Below are 20724 nucleotides of genomic sequence, written 5' to 3'. Positions count from 1 at the left end.
TCCCGCTGTCCGGGATCGACTGTTTCTTTCGGGCGGGTTCGGAGTACGCATGCAGTACAGCGCACGCTGGCATACGACGAACTAGGAGACGGCATGAACAGCCTCGAAGGCAGCTTCGAAGGAAAAGTTGCACTGATCACCGGCGCCGCACGCGGTCAGGGGCGCGCCCATGCTATCGCATTCGCGGAGCGTGGCGCGGACATCGTGATCTGCGATCGGTGTGAGAACAGTGATGTCGTCGCCTACCCCCTCGCAACCGAGGAGGACCTGAAGGAAACCGTTCGTTTGGTGGAAGCCACGGGCCGCCGGTGTATTGCAGTCAAGGCCGACACGGCTGATCGTCAAGCAATGGACGCGCTCGTTGCCCGCGCGGAATCCGAATTCGGCCGCGTCGACATTGCAGTCGCGAATGCCGGTGTCTCCGTGCCCGCTCCGATCACGTCGATGACGTCGGCACAGTGGAACGAAGTCATTTCGTCGAACCTGACCGGTGTGTTCAATACCGTTGCGGCCGTGTCAGGTGGAATGGCGGAACGTGGCTACGGTCGCATCATCACGATCTCCTCGATGATGGGTCGATCCGGTGGCACCCAGATGGCGGCGTACGGCGCCTCCAAATGGGGCGTCATCGGTTTGACGAAGAGCGTCTCACTCGAACTGGCCAACTCGGGTGTGACCGTGAATGCTATTGCACCGGGAAATATCTCGACGCCGATGATTCACAACGACATGATGTACGCAATGATGCGGCCTGACCTCGAATCGCCGACGGCAGACGACGTCGAACCTGTGTACGCGACTCTGCACGCGCAGCCGATCGGTTGGCTGGATCCCTTCGAGATCACGCGAGTAGTCCTGTTCCTCGCCGCCGACGCGAGTGCCCACATGAGTGGCATCGTGGTTCCTGTCGACGCCGGAGTAGCCGCTCGCTCGAACGCTTGACGGACAAGACTGTTCGCGCGAAAGCGCGGACCGGGTGGGTCGTCGGCGTCCTGAGTCTGAGCGGTGTGGTGGTCGCGCTGCAACAGACCCTGGTGGTGCCGGTCCTGCCTGCGTTCGCGACGGCATCGGGAGTTTCGTCGGCCACCGCCTCCTGGCTGGTGACCTCGACGTTGCTGACCGGTGCCGTCGCGACCCCTCTCATCGGCCGGCTTGCCGACATGTTCGGCAAGCGGGCGATGATGCTCGTCTGCCTTGCCGTGATGATCGTCGGCTGCATGGTTGCGGCGCTCAGTCAGAGTTTCTGGCTCCTGATCCTCGGACGTTCGTTGCAGGGCTTCGCGACGGCGCTTCTGCCCGTCGGAATCAGCATCATGCGCGATGTCCTTCCTCCGGAAAAGCTCAGTGGTGCAGTCGCGCTCATGAGTGCGACCCTGGGGATCGGCGGCATGTTCGGCATGCCGATGGCCGGGGTGATCTCGGCGCACTGGGGACTACCCGCGCTCTTCTGGGTCACTGGTGGATTCGGGGTTGTACTGACAGTCGTCTTGCCGCTGGTGGTGCCGGAATCGGCTGTGAAGAGTCGCGGACGCTTCGACTTTCTGGGAGCCACAGTCCTCACACTCGCCATGACGGCATTGTTGCTGGCTGTCTCGAAGGGAACCGAATGGGGATGGGCAAGCCCCGAGGTTCTGGTTCTGATCGCGTCCGGTGTGGTCTTGCTCTGTGGATGGATTCCGTGGGAACTGCACACGCCGGCACCGTTGGTCGACCTGCGGACTTCCCTTCGTGCTCCGATTCTGGTCTCGAATGTCTGCGCCGTATTACTCGGTTTTGCCATGTTCATCAGCGCGTTGGCGGCAACACAGGAACTTCAGTTGCCCCTGGCGTCGGCGGACGGTCTCGGACTCTCGGCCGCCGAAGCCGGGCTTGCGATGATGCCGGGGGGAATCCTGATGATCGGGTTGGCACCGGTGTCGTCGAAAGTGACGAGACGATGGGGAGCGAAGGCGACGTTGGCCTCGGGTGCGATCGTCATTGCAATCGGATATGTCTTGCGTGTGCTGTTGGCGCCGACGTTGGTCAATATCGTGATCGGCGCTGCCGTGGTATCGGCCGGTGTGGCATTTTCCCTGGCCGCCATGCCGACCCTGATCACCGAATCTGCACCAATCCATCAGACTGCCTCGGCCAACGGATTCAACAGCCTGCTCCGTTCGGTCGGTACCTCCACCGGAAGCGCCGTTGCGGCAGCGGTATTGGCCAGTTCGACGGTGGTGATCGGTGCGAGCACTGTGCCGACTCTCCATTCGTTCGCGGTCTTGTACTGGATCGGAGCGGGCGTATCGGCGCTGGCCGCCGCGGTGACGTTGGCGGTGAGGGTGGAGCGGACGGGGGCGGTATCGCTGCCCGAGTTACCAATTGCAGCTGAAACCGACGGCGCAACGAAGATCGGGTGAGTCGACGGACTTACCCGATCTTCGTCACCGTTATCTCCGACTGGAATCGACCAGGTACTCGAGATTCTGGTTGTACGGTGTGGCTGTCACCGATGTGTGAGAGCTGACTTTCGCGACTTCCGTCGCACCGCGAACGACTGTGGTTTTGACAGCACCAACCTTCAACGGTGCTATGCAGCTGCTCATCCCGGCCGGGGCATTGCAGGTGGTTGTCGTGGTTCCGACCGTCACTTTGACGACCGCAGGCGCGGTCAAGAAGGAAAGGACTTCGACGGTATCGCGAGCGGGGGATGACCATTGGCGCAGTGTCATAGGGGCAGCAGAGCGATTGACGGGGACCGCGGAGACCAGCTGATTGCGATAGACGAGATACGCGGTGTCACGGACAATTGCAGGTGAGGCGCCGGTGCGGAAGGTGTACAACCCGTAGGAACTCATGTCGAGCAACGCGCGTCCGTGGCCGACGCTGGGCGCGAACGACGTTCCCTCGCTGTAGTCGTTCCAGGTGACGAGTTGTACCCATTCGCTGTTGGACGCAATCGCGATCTGCCACATGTTCTGCAGGTTCTGTGAATTCTGTGCCTCGTCGTAGATCGACTGACTTGGACGAACATCTTGGAAGGCGACTGGTTGCATCCATATCTTTCCCAAGGAGTGAGCGGCGGCGGCAAGTCCCATCGGAGAGTTCGGGTTCGATCCCGAGAGCGGGTTTCCTGCCGGATTTCGGTTACCCCAATTCGACATCCCGTAGCTGATCGATGCAAAAGAATTCCGGTTGGCTGCGGCGTCGAGGAAAACCGGAACAAATGCCACATTTATTCTGTAAGAATTCTTCATAATGGTGATGAACTCCGACCACCAGCCCGCAGTCTTGTTCTCGGCAAGGAATGGAGATATCACGAGCCGTCCGTCGTTCAATTTGAACGATGATGCCATGGTCGAATAAGGTTTCATCTCTGCTGCCATTTGAGCTGCGGTCATGTTTTTGAACGCGCCGTTCATATCAGGCATGAGCATGATCTTGAAATTCGGATCGACTGCCGCGGCCGCTTTGATCAGGGCGGTGGGCACGGTGGAACCCCACCAACTGGTGTCGGTTGCCTTGGCGATGATGTCGACGGAGAATCCGTCGATGCCCGCGGCGATTGCCGAACGAACTTCGTTTTCGAGGTCGCGTTGGCGCCACTGAGCATCGGCGATGGGTTGCCGCGGTGTCGGCCGGTCACGGAGGAATCCTCCGTAGCGAACGTGCTTGTTGTTCTCGCCGTTGACCGTAAGATATTGCGTCGCATAGTAATCGCTGGACGGATTCGCATTGTCGATCGATACCGGATAGGGCGGGAAGTAGTGAGCGAAGACCAACTTTCCGTTGAGTGCTGACTTGGGTGGAATGTCGAAGGGCAGCGCTGCAGATTCAGGATTCGCGGAGAGTGAGGTCGGCGTGTACGTCGGCGCGGAGCGTGATTGTGTGTTGTATGCGGCGATCAGTGCGGCCACGACAATCACGGCCAATGTGAAGCAGATGGTTTCGAAGGAATATTCCGCCGTTTTTCGGATCCACGGAGTTCGGATGTATCGAGTTCTGATACTCATGCCACAGTCAGCCTTTCTTGATCCCCCGAAGTGTGATTCGTCCCCGCATGCACTGAATCGGTGATTCAATTCTTTTCGGACTCTGCCTGATTCTGAATTCGAGATTTGACACCATATGTCAACCGTCATCGGCCCGAGTGTCACTTGCTGTACGAGTGTAACGCTGCCGCACCCATCGTGAATACCCGAAAGTGGTCTTGGTTCAAGAATTTCGGGTTTTTCTTTCCGGTGTATATCCGTCGAAAGGTTGGTGAAATTTTTCGGCTGTATTGGACAGGACTGGGACGTGTGCTCTGTTCCGTACCTCATGACCGAAAGGCACCGGCGAAACCAGGGAGGTGATTGCAGCCCGGCATCTGACGAAATTTCCTGGAATGTGTCGGCCTCCTGGGTCACACTGGGGAACGGACTACCGACGGACAACCGACGCGGGAGGGCTCATGGCCGAAGCGATTGTGGCCGAGGGGTTGGTCAAGAAGTACGGCGACGTCACGGCATTGGACGGTATCGACCTGGAAGTGCGCGAGGGTTCGGTGATGGCACTGTTGGGTCCCAACGGTGCCGGAAAAACCACCGCGGTAAGGATATTCACGACGCTGCTCATTCCGGACGGTGGTCGCGCCGAGGTTGCCGGGCTGGACGTGGTCGAGGATGCGCGGGCGTTGCGGTCGAAGATAGGTGCTTCTGGCCAGTACGCCGCGGTCGACGAGTACCTGACGGGCTACGAGAATCTGGACATGGTTGGGAGGCTGTATCACCTCGGCGCCCGCAGCAGTAAGGCCCGAGCGCGTGAATTGCTCGAGCAGTTCGATCTTGTCGAGGCCGGAGATCGGCCGGTCAAGGGCTATTCCGGTGGAATGCGGCGACGTCTCGATCTCGCGGGCGCATTGGTCGCTCGGCCGCAGGTGTTGTTTCTGGACGAGCCGACCACCGGCCTCGATCCTCGGGCGCGACTCGGTCTCTGGGATGTCATCGAAGGGTTGGTGGCGCAGGGGACAACACTGTTGCTCACGACGCAATACATGGAAGAAGCAGAGAGGCTGGCCGACCAGATCGCGGTCATCGACCGCGGCTCGGTCATCGCGCGCGGTACCGCAGATCAGTTGAAGGCGCGGGTCGGGGGTGAGCGCATCGAACTGAGCGTGCACGAGGTCGAACATCTCGACATCGTGCGAGAGGAATTGCGCTCGCTTGCCGTGGGGGACATTCAGGTTCAAGAGAATGTCCGTCGCGTCACTGTTCCTGTCGACGACGGCACCGATGCCTTGGTTGCGGCGCTCAATCTTCTGTCGGCACGCGGCATCCGGGTGTTCGACGTCGGACTTCGCAGACCCACCCTCGACGATGTCTTCCTCACACTGACCGGGCACCAGGCTGAACTGGAGGATCAGAAATGACCGTGCAGATGGCGCTCGAAGACGGTTTGACCATCGCCAGGCGAAACTTGATCAAGATCAAGCGCGTTCCGGATCTGCTGGTGTTCACCACGTTGTCGCCGATCATGTTCGTGCTCTTGTTCGCCTACGTGTTCGGCAGCGCGATCTCTGTCCCGGGCACGTCGTATCGAGAATTCCTGATTGCCGGAATCTTCACGCAGACAGTCATATTCGGTGCCACCTGGACTGGTCTGGGGATGGTCGAAGACATCCAGAAAGGAATCATCGACAGATTTCGATCGCTGCCCATGGCTCCGTCTGCCGTGCTCACCGGCCGAACGTCGAGTGACGTGTTGATCAACGTCATCAGCTTGGTGGTCATGTCGTTGACCGGTCTTCTGGTGGGGTGGCGCATTCATTCCAGCTTCCTCGAGGCGGTGGCAGGCTATGCGCTGCTGCTGTTCTTCGCGTACGCGCTGTCATGGGTCATGGCTGTCGTCGGGCTGTGGATCCGGACGCCGGAGGTCTTCAACAACGCGAGCTTCATCGTCATCTTTCCGCTGTCGTTCATCGCGAACACTTTTGTGGAGACCACCAACCTTCCCGGGCCGCTCAAAGTGATCGCCGAATGGAATCCGGTGTCGGCGGTGACTCAGGCGGTCCGTGAATTGTTCGGCAATACCAATCCTGCGATGACAGTTCCGGATGCGTGGCCACTGCAGAACCCGGTCATCGCGTCGTTGTTGTGGACTTTCGGTTTGCTGATCGTCTTCGTGCCGTTCGCTATTCGTCGGTATCAGAAGGCAGTCAGCCGCTGACCTGGTGGTTCCGGCCGGTAGGGTGGGTATGTGCCGGAGCCCGAACGCATCGACAAACGCAGCCTGAGATACGCCGGGCGACGTGAGGAGTTGCTCGACGCGCTGACCCGCTACGTTATCGACAACGGTGTCGGGGAACTGACGGTGAGGCAGCTCGCCAAGGCCGTGGGTGTGTCGCATGCGTCGTTGCTCAACCATTTCGAGAGCAAGGAGAATCTGCTCTCCGAGGTCATCGAGAACATGCGTGGTGAGTCCATTCCGATTGCGGTCCCGATGAAACCGGGGGTCGATCCGGCGACAGTGCTGACCGCGTGGTGGACCGAACATACTACGCCGGAGGTCCTGCCGCGGTTCCGAGTGATGGTCGAGATCTATGCCCTCGCGCTCGGTGATCGTGAACGCTACGGACGGTTCCTGGATCGATTCGTGGGCGATTGGATCGAGGCACTGGAAGCCGGTCTACGGCAAGCGGGCTGCCCCGAGGACGATGTTGCCTCTGTCGCTACTCTGTTGCTCTCGCAAATGCGGGGTCTGTCGATGGATCTTCTGGCCACGGGGGACCGGGCACGCGTCGATCGTGCGTTCGGGCTTTTTGTCGACGGCTTTGCCGCCCGCGCTCGGGAGTGGTCCACGCCTTCATGATTCGATCGCCTTCAACACTGACCGATCACCACAGTTGACGCGGTCTCACTGTAGGTTGCTACCCGCGTGAGAAACCCTCCCCGAGTGAAGGTTTCGACGGTCATCTCGACCTGCTCCGTGCTTGTCTCGACGAGCAGATGACCGCCCGGTCGTAGCCACGGCACAGCATCGGCGATGATGCGACGCTGTAGGTCCAGGCCGTCGGCGCCGCCGTCCAACGAGACGCGCGGTTCGTGAAGTCGCGCTTCGGGCGGCATCAGCCGGATCGAGTCTGTGGGGACGTAGGGCGCATTGGCGACGACGACGTCGACACGACCTCGTAATGCCGTCGGCAGTGGGCCGTACAGATCGCCTTCGAGAACACGCTCGGGCGGTGTGATGTTCTGGCGAGCGCAGCGAACGGCGGCCGGTTCGATGTCCACCGCGTAGAGATCGACAGCATCGATCATTGCCTGCACGAAGGCCCCGACAGCTCCTGAACCACAACACATGTCGATGACGACGCTTCCCGCGCCGACGAGTGCGCAGGCCTGGCGGGCGAGGAGTTCGGTGCGTCGGCGGGGGACGAATACTCCAGGGTCGATGTGGACGCGTAGTCCGCAGAATTCTGCCCAGCCGATGACAGGCTCGAGTGGTTCGCCGGCAACTCGTCGATCGATCATCGCGTCGAGTTCGTCGCGAGAGCGTGCAGTGTGGAGAAGTAGGTGAGCTTCGTCTTCGGCGAACACACAGCCTGCCGCTCGGAGGATCGCGGCCACCGAATTCTGCTGCGACGGGGGGAACGTCGGGAGATCAGGCGCTGACATGAGAGAGCCCTTCGGCCTCCTGAACTCGCGGGGGACCTGCATGTATAGAACACCGCCACCTTACCGGAGCAGTCGCGTGACAACGGGAAATGTGGAGCGGGAATTTAGGTTGACCAATTGGTAAGGCTGTTCTAAGGTCTGAACTCGATCGGCTGGCTGATGTGGGGCTGATCGCCACATACGGCACTGTCAACGCAATCGGTAGGAGAAGGCACGTGAGCAAGCGGCTGTGTAGAACGCTCGTCGGATTGGGTGCGAGCGCGTTGGTGGCGTTGACCGTCACCGCACCGGCCGCGGCGGAATCGAAGAATGCCCCTGGCGCCGTGGTGGGCCAGGAGTCGCTCGGTGCGGATCGGGTCATCAAGGGTGCTGTGAGCGCAACGAAGGTGACGTACTGGTCCACGGGCCCGCAGGATGCACCGATGACGAGTAGCGGTGTGGTGTATCGCCCCGAGGGGACTCCGCCCGAGGGTGGTTGGCCGGTCATCTCCTACGCGCACGGAACGGTGGGTGTCGCGGATCAGTGCGCGCCGAGCAATAGCGTTCCGCTCGAGCGGAACGCGACACATCTGGGGCACTGGCTGGAACAGGGATACGCGGTGGTGACCACGGACTACGTGGGACTCGGAACACCCGGTGTTCACCCGTATCTCGACGGTCGTTCCGCTGCGCACAGCGTCGTGGACATGGTGCGTGCCGCTCGTGCGGTCGACGGTGACTTGTCGAGCGAATGGGTTGCGATGGGGCAGTCGCAGGGCGGGCAGGCGACTATGTTCACCGCTTCGCTTGCCACTGATTACGCGCCGGAGTTGGACTACCGCGGCGCAGTCGCCACTGGTGTCCCCTCGAACATCGAAAATCTTCTACCGCTCGGCGGTCCGGCCTTCCCGGCGCTTCCGCTCAAGGGTACGACGGTCTACATCGCGAACGTTCTTGACGGACTGCGTTCTTCGCGGCCGGACATCGACATCGACTCGTATCTGACCCCGCTCGGCAAGACCATCCTCGACGATGTCGAGAACAACATGTGCTACACCGAGGCGCGCACGAAGTACGGAACCGTCACGCTCGGGCAGGTGCTGACGAAGTCGCTGGACAATCCGGTATTCATGGAGGCTGCACGTGAACTGCTCACTGTGCCGACCGCAGGATACGACCGCCCGTTTTTCATCGGTCAGGGGTTGTCGGACATCGATGTTCCGGCACCGCTGACGCTGAAGTTCGCGGCTGACCTCGCTGCAAACGGTGTGGACTTTGCATTCCATACCTATCCCACTGATCATCTGGGAACCGTTCCAGCTTCGGTTCCAGACAGCACTCCCTTTGTTGCGGCACTGTTTTCCGGTCAACGACCATGCACCAGAAGCCTCTGCTGAACAACGTCTTTCAGTTGGCGTGAACTCCGTGCAGGTAGATGTCGATCGGGATCCTGAGCTGCCGAACGGTTTCGGTGGAGCGAGGATCTCGGCTGCGTGATCCGAGGCAGTAATCGAAGATCAAGCCCTCCAGAAGGCTCAGGAAATTGGCGGCAGCGACGTCGGGATCGTCGACGCCGATGGTTTCGAAGATGGGTATTGCCTTCTCCAGCGAAAACAGACTTCCTTCGAGGAGTTGGTGCAATGTCGAATCTCGGGGAGTCTCCAGGAGCAGTGCATATCGCGCGATCAATTCGTTTCGGCGTTGCGAGAGAAGATCGTCGAGATACTCGGCCGTCAGGGTGGCAGGGTCTCCGTGGCTTTCGAGTAGTCCACTGAAAGTGGAACGCGATCGTTGCACGATGTGCAGTGCGGTCGCTTCGAGAAGTGCCTCGCGAGTGCGGAAATAGTAGGACGTCGAACCGGCGGGAAGTTCCAGGGACTGATCGACCGCCCGATGGGTGAGTGCACGCGGGCCCTGCTCGGCGATGATCGTGACGGCGGATGCCGCGATGAGAGCTCTGCGGTCGGGCTTCATGTCGTTCCTTGCTGCTGATGGTGCGTCGTGAGGGTCACATTGACTCGATTTGCTTTCGATCACTAGCCTCGACTCTACAGACGTAGAGGGGTCTAATGCTACTGGACGAAGAGCAGTTGGCGGCACGTGAAGCTCTCGATGCCCTGCGGGTCCGGATATCCGGAGGTGAGACCGGGGGCGGGATCTATCTCTGGGGAAGCGTCGGCCGCGGGAAGACGATGCTCATGGACGAGTTCTACGACAGCATCCCAGTCGGCAAGCGGCGCATTCACTTTCATCGGTTCTTTGCAGACCTGCACGCACGGGCGCACGAACTCGGGTCGATGGGTTCGGCGTTGGACCACGTCGTAGACGGAATCCGTGTGCTCTGCTTCGACGAGTTCCACATCGACGACGTTGCCGACGCATTGTTCATGGCAAGGGTTCTCGACACAATCGTCGCGAAAGGTGTGACTGTTGTTGTCACGTCCAATGTCCCGCCGACCGAGCTTCTTCCGAATCCGCTTTTTCACGAGCAGTTCGTTCCGTCGATCGAGTTGATCGAATTGGCTCTCGAGGTGATCGAGTTGGGTGGCTCTATCGACTACCGGACCGCAGGACAACCAAGTGCCGGGGACTACCGTTTTGCGACAGGAGAATTCCTCGTCGACTCGGAAATCGTGAGGCCGTCGGGTGAGGGTGTCGAATTGACGATCGGTACACGCACATTGGCGTGCTCGGCGATTCGAGACGGTGTCGTCTGGTTCGATTTCGCGGTGCTGTGCGGCGGTTCGACCTCGGCCGCCGACTACCTCGAGCTTGCCTCTCGCTTCGACGACTGGGTGATCTTCGGGGTCCCAGTTCTCGAAGAAGCATCGGAATTTGCAGTCCGCCGCTTCGGTAACGTCGTCGATGTCCTGTACGACGTCGATGCGCGGCTGACGGTGTATGCCGACGCTTGCGTCGAAGAAGTAGCAGGCAGCCTCCGGGATGTGCCCGGGTTGGCGCGCCTCTACAGTCGTCTGTCGCTACTGGCGAGGACGGAGACGGACAGCGTTGGTTCAGGGAGCAGCATCAATTCCAGGTGAGATTGCCGGTCGCAGCGCTGGGCGTGAGCCCGAACATGCTGTGGCAGATGCGGTTGAGATGGGCGCTGTCGGTGAAACCGGCCTCGTGGGCACTGGTTGTCAGACTTGCGCCACTGCTCATAACTTCCATGGCGCGCCGTAGCCGCAACCAACGGATGTACGTCGAAAAGCTCATCTGCAGTTGATCGTTGAAGATTCTTCCCAAGCGTCCGGACGAGATGGAGACCCGCGCGGCGGTGTCCGCCAGCGTGATCGGCCCCGAAAGGCGCTCGGGCAGTATCGTCAGAGCATGTTCGAGCGCAGGGTGAAGATCACGTAGGTTCGACGGCTGTTTGCCTCCGGACAGTGAATCGACGAGCCTCGCTGCGTATTCCAGATCAGAATCATCGCCACGGTCGGTCATCGCCACGGCCGTCCGTCCACGATTCGACCATTCGGCCACACCGCCGAGGTCGGATTCAGGCGGCTGGATGCGTCGGCCCATCCCGATAGTGGAATCGACATAGATCGCCCGTCCTCGCGCGCCTTCCGAGGCGGACAACGAGTGCACCGCCCCTGACGGAATGACCACGGATCGCACGACTTCCCTGTGGCCGTTCCCGTCCGTGACCGTGACCACCCCGTCGTCGACGATCATGATCTGAACAGCGGCATGCGCATGCGTGTGTGCTGACCCGACGGCTCCGGCGAACATGAGAATGCCGGGCTGCATGTGGACGTCACCGGACCAGGTCATGCCGGAAATCATAGTGACGACCCTGACAGACCTCGGGGTCCGGTCATCCTCCGGTAGGACCGTGGGCAGTTCGAAGATCGTGCGCTGGGCCGATGTGTCGGCGAGGGGTTTCGCGAGAGGCTGTATTCATGAACAACGCACAATCACCCGCAGTCTTGTCGGTCCACTCGCTGGGCAAGTCGTACGGCAATGTTCCGGTGCTCCGTGGTGTGTCGCTGGAAGTCCGTGCGGGCACTGCCACGGCGATCATGGGACCGTCAGGATCGGGTAAGTCGACGCTGCTGCACTGCATGTCAGGAATCGTGAAACCTGACTCAGGCGCAATCATGTTGGGCGGTAGACATATCGAAAACCTCGGTGAGAACGATCGAAGTCGACTGCGGCGTGAGTCCTACGGGTTCGTCTTCCAGTCGGGTCAGCTGTTGCCGGAGCTTCCGGCGATCGAGAACGTCGCTTTGCCTTTGGTGCTCAACGGTTTGTCCATCGCGGAAGCGAAGAGGACGGCGCACGGTTTCTTCGCACCTTTGGGTCTGGAGGGATTGCAGGACCGGCGCCCAGGTCAGATGTCGGGAGGACAATCCCAACGTGTCGCGATCGCCCGAGCGTTGGTGACCAAACCTGCAGTTCTGTTCGCGGACGAGCCGACCGGTGCCCTCGACGCACAGACAAGCTGGGAAGTGATGAGAGTGTTGCGTGACTCTGCGCAACAGATCGGTTCGGCATTGGTCGTCGTCACTCACGACGCCGAGGTCGCTCGCTGGTGTGATCGCACGATGACGATGCAGGCCGGCTCGCTCGTCGGGACACAGGTGGCGGCATGAAGGCCACAGCGCGTGTCGCCTTGATGACGGTGCGAGGCGAGGGACGAAAGGCGTTGAGTACCTTCGCGCTCCCCGTATCGGCCTTTGCCGCGTCGACCACCTTGCTGCTCACGGTTCTCGGTGGTTACGGTGCCTTTGCCGGCAGAACGAGTGAACCCGAGTCGGAGGCCTATCTTGCGCTCGCGGGGGTTGCGTCGGTACTGATGATCGTCCCGGCGATCACTCTCGGTCTGGCGGCGGCCCGCTTGGGCGCCCGTCGCCGAGACGAACGTCTGGCCGCGCTGCGACTCATCGGATCCACACCTCGTCAGATTGTTGCGCTGTGCGCTGCGGAATCGGGTGTCCAGGGCTTGGCCGGTGCGTTGATCGGCGCGCTGGGGTACTTCCTCGTGTTGCCGCTCGTGGCGCTCTTGCGATTTCAAGGTCGCACCTTCGAGTGGGGTGAGCTGTGGGTCGGCGCAGTTCCTCTGGTGGGCATCGTATTCGGAATGACCGTACTGGCGGCTTTGACGTCGATGCTCGGTATGCGTCAGGTGTTCGTGAGTCCGTTGGGAGTCACGGCGGGCAATCCGAGTGCCGCGCCGAAGATGATCTTCGCTGTCGCGGGCGTCGGGGTTCTGTTGGGATGGAGTGCATTCGGTGGTGCCGCGGCGAGCATCGCGGCAATTCTGGTGGGACTTGGTCTCTGCTTCGGCGTTGTTGCGCTGGTCGGTCCGTTCGTCATCTCGTTGCTCGGACGGATCATGCTCCGATTCGCGAGGGACGGTGCTTCGTTGATCGCGGCACGTCGGGTCCTGGACAACCCGAAGGCCGTGTGGCGCACGGTCAGCGGTGTGACGATGGCAAGTTTTGTTGCTGCGGGCACGTCTTTGCTCGCAGCGATCGGCAACGGAGAGGGTCAGGAACTGCAACCGGGACAGGAATTCTTGTTCGCCGACATGAGAACCGGTGTGTTGTTCACGCTCGGAGCAACGTTCACGTTGGCAGCTGTCTCGTCTGCACTCACCCAGGTATCCGGGATCCTCGACAACCGCGAGCTCTATCGGAGTCTGACTCTGGCCGGCACACCTGTCGAGGTGATGGACAGTGCCCGTATGCGTCACGTTCGCACTCCCGTGATCGTAATGGCGCTGGCCGGCGCCGGCGCCGCACTGCTGTTCCTCTTCCCGCTGGCAGGGGCAGTAGTACTGACCACTCCGATGGCACTCGTTCAGTTGGGCCTCACCCTGGCGGTGGGGATCGCTTTGGTGTTGGCCAGTGCGTTCGCAGCAAAGCCCGTCATGCGACGGGTACTCGCGGGCTGAATCTCGACCCGTTGTCCGTCAGGTCTGTCTCCGGAACGGTTCCGCCAACTGGCCGAGGTAGTCGTCCGGGTAGTCGGGCTTGGCCGCCATACCGAGATCGTCACTGCTGAAGCGCTTTCCCGGATCGAAGGAATAGGTGCGGAACAGATGATCCCAGATCAGCGTGAACAATCCGAAGTTGACGTCACCGATTCCAGCCCACTTCAGGTGATGGAATCGGTGACCGGCGTTGAGCGCGAGGATCGGACGCAGGGGGCCGATGCGGTAATCGGCGTTCGAATGCTGAAGCAGGAGTTGGACAGCGACACAAACTGCCAGCGCCGACGCAACCGGGACGGGCATCCCGAGGATGATCAGTGGCAGGACGCCGCCGGCGGTTTCGAAAGTCTGATGCACGGGGTGCTTCATGAGTCCGTTCATACCGTAGAACCGTTCGAGGCTGTGATGAACCGCGTGGAAACGCCACAACCATCCAACTTTGTGGCTGATCAAATGCACTACGGTGATGCCGAAATCGGCAACTAGCACTGCGAAGACAACCTGAACGACAAACGGAAGACCGCTCGGCCACGGACCGTCGAACGGAATCACCGCGGCCATCAACGGAATGACGGCGACGCTGACCAAGATGAGGGATTCGTTGACAAACGCATGGACAGCGTCGCGAAACCTGTCCGGTCCCGGGGCATTCCACGAAGATTCGTAGGGAAGCGCCCGTTCGGCCGCGAATGAGCAGACCACAGCGAAGAGAATCAATGCCACCAGTGACCATTTCGGCGCGCCGGATGCCGCCAGCGCGATTGCGGCTCCGTTGATTCCCAAGAGCATGAACGGGACGTACCCGTATCTGACGATGAAGGTGAGCATGTGATCGATGGTGCTCGATGCGGTGGCTCTCGACTTGTACGAATCGGTCGACTTTCAGTCAGCCGAACAAGCGCTGTCGCGTTACTTCGTCAGCACGGTGGTAAGTGCAGCGGTCAGATACGGAGTGATGTTCTCGACGACCCGCGTCACGATCGCAGTGGCAATGTCAGCGGGTTGCAGAGGTACCGACGGTGTCTCCGGCAATGCCGGGGCAGCAGGCGGAGCGGGCTCGGACATCATCGGCGTATAGGTGTTGTGCTTCGTGAAGTAGCCGAAGACCGAATCCACGAACACCTCGGGAGCATCACGCGGCTTGGGCATGTTGCAGATGCCGTCACCCTCGATGCAGACTTCCCGTACTGCGATGTCGCCGAATCCGCCGCGTGCTCCGGACATCGTCGCTCCCGGAACGACATTGGGCACTACGGTTTCGATGCCCCCGGCCGAGTTGCGAGGGTCGGCGTAGAGGACGCCTTCGACTTGCGACTGCGGAATGGATCCGTCGCGTGCGATGTCACCGAGCACGTCGCCGGCAATCCGCGCTCCCTGCGAGTATCCGGTGACAACGATCTCGCTGCCGGGGCACTGAGCGTGGAATGCGTTGACTTCGGTGCGAAGTGTCTGGGCGCCGGCGGCAACGCTCTGGTCGTACGTCTGATCGCCGAGCGGCCAGAAACTGGCGGGGTAGGTCACCGGCTTGGCGGCATAACCCTGGGCCACGTAGCGGTCGGTGACTGGTTGCGTCGTTTGTCCTGTCGGATCCCACGTTCCGCCGACCGCGAATACCGCACCGGCCGGGCACGACCCACCGTCATTCGGGTCCGCTCCGGCAGGCACCGACATCACAAGAGCCACCCCCGCTGTGACTGCAACCGTGCATGCCACTGACATCGCGTATTTCCTCATCGGGCAGGTCCCCATCTATCTACGTTCTCGTTCACTGGCGAGACAACCCGCGGTCCGACGCGTTTCGTTCGGTACTGAAGAGAATGGTGATGGGGCGATAAGTCCTGGAGGTAATCCGTGCGTAAACAGGAAGTTGCCGACCGGCGCTGTTTACTACCTGCGTGTGTGGGGCGTCACGGTGTCGGTACCTGCGGGGGGTGATCCGGCTCGAGGAGGGTTCCGATCTCCTTCCCCATCGACACGGCGTTGTTGAGGTCCGCGTTGGTTGTCGGCCCGAGTGTGGCGTAGACGACGATCGTCGTCTTCGAGTCGGGGTAGTACAGCGCAAGACCGTTGTAACCGCCGTACGACGGGTTCATCACCAGCCAGCCGTCGAGGTGCCCGGTCCCGAAGGAAAAGAACTTGTCCGCCGTCATACTTCCCAAGCCCGCAGTCGTCGGCGCCATCTGTTGCTCGAAAGCCTTGTCGGAGAGCAACTCTCCTGTTCCGAGTGCGCGAACCCACCTTCCGACGTCGGCGACAGGCGCGTTCATGTTTCCGCTGTGCAGGAAAGCAGTCGGATTCCAGAAGGTGGAGTCTTCGAACACTCCGCGTTCATTGGTGTAGCCGTGCAGGATCGGTTCGTCCATCTGCGGCGTGAGCACAACGCTGCTGTTATCCATCCCGAGTGGATCGAAGACGCGCTGCTGAAGTAGGTCACCCAGCGGTTTTCCAGTCGCTTTCTCCATGACGTCGCCGAGCAGCGTCAGGTCGCTGTGCGCGTACGCCCAACTGGTGCCGGGTTCGAACAGAGGTGGACGAGAGTTGGCAAGATTCAGGATCTCCTGAGAAGTCCAGCCCTTCATCGGATTGTCCGTGAAGAGTTTGAGGAACTGTGGATCGGTCACGTAGTCGGAGATGCCCGACGTGCTGTTGGCCAGCATTCGCGGAGTGATGGTCTCTCCGCGTGGAAAGTTCGGTTCCCACTTCGCGATCGGCTGATCGAGGGGGAGCGTTCCCTCTTCGTCGAGCTGCAGCAGGACTGTCGAGAGCATCGGTTCCATCGGCTGGCCGACGCGCAACTGCATGTCGGTTGTAGCCGGAACTCCGACAGGGGACTCTCCGACGGCGCCGAGAGCAACCTCGTCGTCGCCCCGCCATACACCGAACACCGCGGCGCTGAGGCCCAGGTCGGCCACCTGACGGCGGACGATGTCCGCGATCTCGGTGGATTCCTGACTGCTCGCGGTGCTGGGAGTTGCGCTGTTCGTGTTTGTTGCCGCGTCCTCGTCGGAACTGCACGCAGCGGTTGCAATGGCAACGGTCAAGGTGATCGACAGAGCAGCCAGTCGAACCCGGCGGCGGTGGTGGGAGGAATTCATGCCTGCGATCCCTTCGATGTGGAAATCGAGCAACCGACGCCGAGCAATGTCCCAATTGTCTGAATTTAGCAGTTCGAAGGGGGAGTGAACAGATTGACGGTCAGGGGCGACTGCTATTCCCAGTGCCTGATCACGTCAGTCCTCAGTCTGGCGTCGCGTCCGATTCCGCTCGTCGGTCCTGCGCTTGCTGAAGCTCGGCGTTGATGCGACGAGCCTCGGTGAGTTGGTCTTCGAGGATGATGATGCGGCAAGCCGCGTCGAGCGCCGTGCCATTGGCTACAAGTTCGTGCGCGCGGGCCGCGATGCGCAGCTGGTAGCGGGAGTAGCGGCGATGTCCGCCCTCAGAGCGTTGTGGGGTAAGCAGTTTCGCGGCATCGAGGCTACGAAGGAAAGCTTGTCTGACGCCGAGGATCTCGGCCGCATGTCCCATGCTGTACGCAGGATAGTTCTCGTCGTCGAATCTGCCGGAGGGGTCCCCCGGTGGTGTATCTGCCGGAATGGCTCGCTTCTTTCGCTGAACGGACGGGGCCCCCGGCGCGAGGTGCGCCGGGGGCCGGATGGGGTTGAACTTACTTACATAACTGCATTCTTTCGAACTTCCGGACTCGCACAAGACATCCGGTAGCCGCTTTGAAGGGGGGTGCCGGGTCCGACTGCACACTCACACACGAATTCGGCCCCGGCACGTCCCTGCCCTGCGGTACTGCTTGCGGGTAGTTCATCTCTCCCGCATCTCTTGACTCGTTCCTTGCTACGAGAAAAAAGATACAACAGCCCCGCGAGAATGTCTACCCTGACCGCTGTAGATATTTTGTTGCGAACTTTCCAGGTATCGATGTTCAGGAACGACCCGCTCACCGGGGGTGAGAGCGCTCCGTGTGAGTCGTAGGAGATGGATCTGGGACAATGCTCCGATGCGAAATACCCCGAAGTCCGAGTCGTTGTTGCGTGCCCGCGCGGAGAGGGAAGAGCGCACCGGCTCCTCCGAGCAGCCCGGAGGAGGCGCGTCGAGCCCCGGAGAGGACTCGTCGTCGTCCGAGCCGGGGGCACGCAGCGACAGCGCCACGATTCGGTCGGCTAGATCCGAGCTCTCAACTCATGCCAGGGCAGTGGAAAGTATGCACGAGGCGATCCATCCTGATCGCGATTGAGTCGGGCGCCTGGTCGGCATGCGGAGGGCTTTCTCATGTCCGTCGCTCCAACGCACGACGGCCGCCGCACTCCCGAATGCTGGGAGTGGCGACGACCGTCGAGTTGTCAGAGCGTGTAGGTGGTTCGTGAACCTCAGGGCAACAACTGGTCCAGGAACGTGTTGCTGAAGACCTTGTGCGGATCCAACGCGTTGAATGCGGCGTTGGCGGTGTCCCAGTTGTCGCTCGATGGGACGCCGTCGCGGTAGGTCTGGGGGAGGCCCTGGGTGATGATCGGGGTGTCGGTGTACGGCTTGTCGGGGCCGAACGCCCAGCCCTTGGACCACTCGGGGCGGAAGGTGGCGTCGTTGTTGTTGTAGTGATTGCGCATCCACTGTTCCATTTCGCGGTAGAACGCGAACATGCCGGGGGTTCCGGGGACGCCGAGGACGTTGAGCCAGATGGCGGTGTCCCACTCCGGATGGTCGGGGCGGGGGCGCATGGCCGAGATGGTGGGGGCGCCTGCCGAGTCGACCTCGACCTCGGACGGTTGATCGAGGCCGCAGCAGCGGATTTCGACGGGGCCGTTGAGGGGGAACTGTCCGATGGAGCGGTAGTACTCCATGCGGCCGTTGAACCACTGGGTGAAGTCGTGGATGACCTGGCCGATGTTGGCGCGGGAGGTGATGACGGCGCCGCCGCCCTCGGTCAGGCGCAGGGTGGTGGCCCGGATGTAGAACTGTACGTCCTTGGACCATCCCCAGAGGTCGTTGGAGAAGGTGGCGGCGAGTCCGGCAACGGTGGTGGCGTACATGATCTGGCCGAATGCCGGTGCGATGCCCGGGTTTCCGGCGTTGATCTGGCCGATCATGTCGGTGACCGGCTCCGGGAGGTTGTCGGAGAAGATGTAGTTGTACGGTCCGGTCACCTCACGCGAGAACGGCGGCTTGGTGGGGGCAAGTGACCACACCTTCATCCACGGGCGTTCTGTGAAGGGGTACCAGATTGCTTCTGCGCGACCGTTTTCGCGGACGAACTTCTCGAAGGTTCGTCCGGACGCGCCGCGGGCGCCGAAGAGTTCCTGCCAACCGATGTCGGTGTGGCTGACGCAGCGCATGCGGTAGTTGGGAGCGGCTTGCAAGGTGACGGAGGTGAGGAAGGTGCGTCCGAGGTGAGTCAGCAGCGGCTTGATCGCCGCGTCGCTACGTGCATACGTCTTCAGTGCGTATTCACTACCGTTCCAGACCACCGCGGTCAGGGACGTGACGAGGTTGGAGAGTGAGCCGAAAGTCTGTCCGGGAACATGCGCTTCGCCTTCGGCGGGAAGAGCTGCGCCGTGAGCGTCGACGGCGAGGCAGCCGGCGATGGTCAACACACCAGGTGCCGGCAGGTTCGCGAATCCGAGGCCCTGTGCCTGCAGTGCGGTGGTGATGGCGTCGAGGGTCGCGCCGGGTCCTGCGGTGACGGTAGCCGGGCTGCCGCCGGCGTTGACGGAGACGCCGGTGAGGTGGACTGTGGTGTCGGCGAGGATGACCTTGTCGACCGGCGCGCCGTTGACGATGGTCAGCGGTGTCCAACCGTGCATGGCGCCGCGGGGGCGAATGGTGTAACCGTTGGCGTGTCCCCAGTTCGCGAGGCGGACTACGTCTTCGGGCGTCTTGGGCGAACAGGTCCAGATCGCGTCGAGCATGATCTCTTTGGACCAGTTCTGATATGCCTGCTGGTACAGCGCGATGCCTTCGGGGAAGGCAGGCGGCGGCGTGAGGGTGGAGACGGGACCACCCGCGGAGCCGGAGGAGCCGGCGGGGACGGCATAGGCGGGCGTCCAGCCGGCGAATGCGGTCGCTGCCACGGCGCCGGCTCCAGCCGCCATGAAACCTCGTCGGGACAGTCGGAACTTTTCGTCTTGTGCCGTCATCTTCGGGCTACTCCTGGTCGTTGAGTTCGGACGGAAATCGAACCCTTTCCAACTTGAGGGATCAGGGAGGATTCAGGCCTTGTTGAGATGCAACCTTCGAGGTTCCCGGATCACAGTAATAGAACGCGTTTTATGTTAGTGGGGAATTGAAAACTTGTCCATTGCTAACCTATAGCTATATTTTAGTTAAAACTACAACCGCCAAGTAGGTTTCCTCGGTGAATGCGGTTCCTTGCTTTGGCTAGGTATGAACCATATTTCGCGCTCGCTGGACAGTGACTAACCTTCAAAATGGACTTTAGCTGCACATTTAGGATGGAGTGATCAGTATTGCGTTAATTCCAATTTACTGGGAGGTTGAAGTATGGACCTCTTGCTCTGGCGGTTGAGTACGGACGTGGGTTCAACGAAATGTGTAGCGATGAAATAGCTGCAACGAAAATTGTTCGAAAGCCGATGAGTGACTAATGCTATGTAATTCTATAGGGTTCGCTTGGAAATTTTTTGCGACTGGGTTGAGTGGGGCGGCGTCCATCTTCTGTTCGAGCGGACAACTCCCACTCCGACTAAAGTAGTGGGTGAATCCAACTAAAGTGGGTTCTTTGTGGAAGTCGACCAAAACGTGAGCTGAATGTGCTAACTGAAATGGGCGGAGTGGCACGCTGTTTAGTGGAATTCGATTGAATTACTGAAACCTGTTGCAAAACTGTGAGCCAACGCATAGTGTTCATCCACATCGACCCCCGATCGTGACCTGGATCATCGTTATCCGGTGACGAATACTCGTCGGGTCATGAATCCTTTGCGCCACCTGTTGAACATCGATGCTGGTCATAGATGGAGGCACTCTGAATATTAGCTAACAAAAAATATGCCCCGGCCATGAAGTGGAGGTAATTTAAATATATGTCGAAACCGTCTCCAGTTAGAACACGTTCCGTGTAGGGTGATGCACATCACTAGATGTGAACAATTCGCTTAGAGAAGATCTCGTGGCGAGGAACCCGCAGTAACCGATGGTCGTCAA

18 protein-coding genes are annotated in these 20724 nt (G+C 60.6%); 9 read left to right on the top strand and 9 right to left on the bottom strand.

Annotated features, from left to right (window positions below):
* Nucleotides 1–93 precede the first annotated feature (93 nt).
* Nucleotides 94–942: a mycofactocin-coupled SDR family oxidoreductase gene (locus G8767_RS16800; RefSeq protein WP_166810754.1), complete on the top strand. Its 849-nt coding sequence runs from the start codon at nt 94–96 to the stop codon at nt 940–942.
* Nucleotides 939–2399 (top strand): MFS transporter, encoded by a 1461-nt coding sequence (locus G8767_RS16795; protein ID WP_166810753.1) that lies wholly within the window; start codon nt 939–941, stop codon nt 2397–2399. The genes G8767_RS16800 and G8767_RS16795 overlap by 4 nt, the downstream gene beginning before the upstream one ends.
* 30 nt (nt 2400–2429) lie before the next feature.
* Here the strand turns inward: G8767_RS16795 and G8767_RS16790 are convergent, their stop codons facing one another.
* On the bottom strand, nt 2430–3992 hold the full coding sequence (locus G8767_RS16790; protein ID WP_166810752.1) for a glycoside hydrolase family 71 protein: 1563 nt from the start codon (nt 3990–3992) through the stop codon (nt 2430–2432).
* A gap of 440 nt (nt 3993–4432) precedes the next feature.
* On the opposite strand from G8767_RS16790, the gene G8767_RS16785 reads away from it, so the two are divergent.
* Genes G8767_RS16785 through G8767_RS16775 form a run of 3 tightly spaced genes read left to right on the top strand, consistent with a single transcriptional unit; the run spans nt 4433 to nt 6828 of the window.
* A complete protein-coding gene (locus G8767_RS16785) occupies nt 4433–5389 on the top strand; it encodes an ATP-binding cassette domain-containing protein (RefSeq protein ID WP_095970915.1) in 957 nt (318 codons plus the stop codon).
* The gene (locus G8767_RS16780; RefSeq protein WP_003945537.1) at nt 5386–6186 is read left to right on the top strand and encodes an ABC transporter permease; all 801 of its coding nucleotides are present in this window, start codon (nt 5386–5388) and stop codon (nt 6184–6186) included. Before G8767_RS16785 ends, G8767_RS16780 begins: the two co-directional genes overlap by 4 nt.
* Before the next feature lie 30 nt (nt 6187–6216).
* The gene (locus G8767_RS16775; protein ID WP_166810751.1) at nt 6217–6828 is read left to right on the top strand and encodes a TetR/AcrR family transcriptional regulator; all 612 of its coding nucleotides are present in this window, start codon (nt 6217–6219) and stop codon (nt 6826–6828) included.
* 11 nt (nt 6829–6839) lie between these two features.
* Here G8767_RS16775 and G8767_RS16770 read toward each other — a convergent pair whose 3' ends face one another.
* Nucleotides 6840–7634, bottom strand: coding sequence for a putative protein N(5)-glutamine methyltransferase (locus G8767_RS16770; RefSeq protein ID WP_166810750.1), 795 nt, complete (start codon nt 7632–7634; stop codon nt 6840–6842).
* A 215-nt stretch (nt 7635–7849) separates the two neighbouring features.
* Between G8767_RS16770 and G8767_RS16765 the strand changes: the two genes are divergently transcribed.
* The gene (locus tag G8767_RS16765) at nt 7850–9010 is read left to right on the top strand and encodes a lipase family protein (RefSeq protein ID WP_166810749.1); all 1161 of its coding nucleotides are present in this window, start codon (nt 7850–7852) and stop codon (nt 9008–9010) included.
* Between the two features lie 10 nt (nt 9011–9020).
* On the opposite strand, the gene G8767_RS16760 is transcribed toward G8767_RS16765, so the two are convergent.
* Nucleotides 9021–9587, bottom strand: coding sequence for a TetR/AcrR family transcriptional regulator (locus G8767_RS16760; protein WP_095970919.1), 567 nt, complete (start codon nt 9585–9587; stop codon nt 9021–9023).
* A 95-nt stretch (nt 9588–9682) separates the two neighbouring features.
* Here G8767_RS16760 and zapE point away from each other — a divergent pair, with 95 nt between their 5' ends.
* Nucleotides 9683–10654, top strand: coding sequence for a cell division protein ZapE (gene zapE / locus G8767_RS16755; RefSeq protein WP_166810748.1), 972 nt, complete (start codon nt 9683–9685; stop codon nt 10652–10654).
* Here zapE and G8767_RS16750 read toward each other — a convergent pair.
* A complete protein-coding gene (locus G8767_RS16750; protein ID WP_166810747.1) occupies nt 10641–11390 on the bottom strand; it encodes an AraC family transcriptional regulator in 750 nt (249 codons plus the stop codon). The genes zapE and G8767_RS16750 overlap by 14 nt on opposite strands.
* Nucleotides 11391–11518: 128 nt before the next feature.
* Here G8767_RS16750 and G8767_RS16745 point away from each other — a divergent pair, with 128 nt between their 5' ends.
* Nucleotides 11519–12211, top strand: a complete 693-nt coding sequence (locus tag G8767_RS16745) for an ABC transporter ATP-binding protein (protein ID WP_240952356.1) — start codon at nt 11519–11521, stop codon at nt 12209–12211.
* Nucleotides 12208–13515 carry an FtsX-like permease family protein gene (locus G8767_RS16740; RefSeq protein WP_166810746.1) on the top strand — a complete coding sequence of 436 codons (1308 nt, stop codon included), beginning with the start codon at nt 12208–12210 and terminating at the stop codon, nt 13513–13515. The genes G8767_RS16745 and G8767_RS16740 overlap by 4 nt, the downstream gene beginning before the upstream one ends.
* A gap of 18 nt (nt 13516–13533) precedes the next feature.
* Here G8767_RS16740 and G8767_RS16735 read toward each other — a convergent pair whose 3' ends face one another.
* The 5 genes from G8767_RS16735 to G8767_RS16715 all read right to left on the bottom strand — a co-directional run bounded on the left by G8767_RS16735 (nt 13534) and on the right by G8767_RS16715 (nt 19697).
* Nucleotides 13534–14382 (bottom strand): sterol desaturase family protein, encoded by an 849-nt coding sequence (locus G8767_RS16735; protein ID WP_166810745.1) that lies wholly within the window; start codon nt 14380–14382, stop codon nt 13534–13536.
* A gap of 81 nt (nt 14383–14463) precedes the next feature.
* Nucleotides 14464–15273: a PE-PPE domain-containing protein gene (locus G8767_RS16730; RefSeq protein WP_166810744.1), complete on the bottom strand. Its 810-nt coding sequence runs from the start codon at nt 15271–15273 to the stop codon at nt 14464–14466.
* A 188-nt stretch (nt 15274–15461) separates the two neighbouring features.
* Nucleotides 15462–16649, bottom strand: a complete 1188-nt coding sequence (locus G8767_RS16725; RefSeq protein ID WP_206029443.1) for a serine hydrolase domain-containing protein — start codon at nt 16647–16649, stop codon at nt 15462–15464.
* A 142-nt stretch (nt 16650–16791) separates the two neighbouring features.
* Nucleotides 16792–17079 (bottom strand): MerR family transcriptional regulator, encoded by a 288-nt coding sequence (locus tag G8767_RS16720; RefSeq protein WP_020906139.1) that lies wholly within the window; start codon nt 17077–17079, stop codon nt 16792–16794.
* A gap of 854 nt (nt 17080–17933) precedes the next feature.
* The gene (locus tag G8767_RS16715) at nt 17934–19697 is read right to left on the bottom strand and encodes a cholesterol oxidase substrate-binding domain-containing protein (protein ID WP_095970925.1); all 1764 of its coding nucleotides are present in this window, start codon (nt 19695–19697) and stop codon (nt 17934–17936) included.
* Between the last annotated feature and the right edge of the window lie 1027 nt (nt 19698–20724).

The organism is Rhodococcus sp. IC4_135, from assembly GCF_011602025.1.
Lineage (GTDB): Bacteria > Actinomycetota > Actinomycetes > Mycobacteriales > Mycobacteriaceae > Rhodococcus_F > Rhodococcus_F baikonurensis.
This window is presented reverse-complemented; position numbering and strand designations above follow the sequence as displayed.

Excerpts from the sequence above, each read along its gene's own strand:
- G8767_RS16800 (WP_166810754.1), top strand. The coding sequence starts at position 94 with ATGAACAGCCTCGAAGGCAGCTTCGAAGGAAAAGTTGCACTGATCACC.
- G8767_RS16790 (WP_166810752.1), bottom strand. The coding sequence starts at position 3,992 with ATGAGTATCAGAACTCGATACATCCGAACTCCGTGGATCCGAAAAACG.
- G8767_RS16785 (WP_095970915.1), top strand. The coding sequence starts at position 4,433 with ATGGCCGAAGCGATTGTGGCCGAGGGGTTGGTCAAGAAGTACGGCGAC.
- G8767_RS16780 (WP_003945537.1), top strand. The coding sequence starts at position 5,386 with ATGACCGTGCAGATGGCGCTCGAAGACGGTTTGACCATCGCCAGGCGA.
- G8767_RS16770 (WP_166810750.1), bottom strand. The coding sequence starts at position 7,634 with ATGTCAGCGCCTGATCTCCCGACGTTCCCCCCGTCGCAGCAGAATTCG.
- G8767_RS16760 (WP_095970919.1), bottom strand. The coding sequence starts at position 9,587 with ATGAAGCCCGACCGCAGAGCTCTCATCGCGGCATCCGCCGTCACGATC.
- zapE (WP_166810748.1), top strand. The coding sequence starts at position 9,683 with ATGCTACTGGACGAAGAGCAGTTGGCGGCACGTGAAGCTCTCGATGCC.
- G8767_RS16750 (WP_166810747.1), bottom strand. The coding sequence starts at position 11,390 with ATGACCTGGTCCGGTGACGTCCACATGCAGCCCGGCATTCTCATGTTC.
- G8767_RS16745 (WP_240952356.1), top strand. The coding sequence starts at position 11,519 with ATGAACAACGCACAATCACCCGCAGTCTTGTCGGTCCACTCGCTGGGC.
- G8767_RS16740 (WP_166810746.1), top strand. The coding sequence starts at position 12,208 with ATGAAGGCCACAGCGCGTGTCGCCTTGATGACGGTGCGAGGCGAGGGA.
- G8767_RS16735 (WP_166810745.1), bottom strand. The coding sequence starts at position 14,382 with ATGCTCACCTTCATCGTCAGATACGGGTACGTCCCGTTCATGCTCTTG.
- G8767_RS16730 (WP_166810744.1), bottom strand. The coding sequence starts at position 15,273 with ATGTCAGTGGCATGCACGGTTGCAGTCACAGCGGGGGTGGCTCTTGTG.
- G8767_RS16725 (WP_206029443.1), bottom strand. The coding sequence starts at position 16,649 with ATGAATTCCTCCCACCACCGCCGCCGGGTTCGACTGGCTGCTCTGTCG.
- G8767_RS16720 (WP_020906139.1), bottom strand. The coding sequence starts at position 17,079 with ATGGGACATGCGGCCGAGATCCTCGGCGTCAGACAAGCTTTCCTTCGT.
- G8767_RS16715 (WP_095970925.1), bottom strand. The coding sequence starts at position 19,697 with ATGACGGCACAAGACGAAAAGTTCCGACTGTCCCGACGAGGTTTCATG.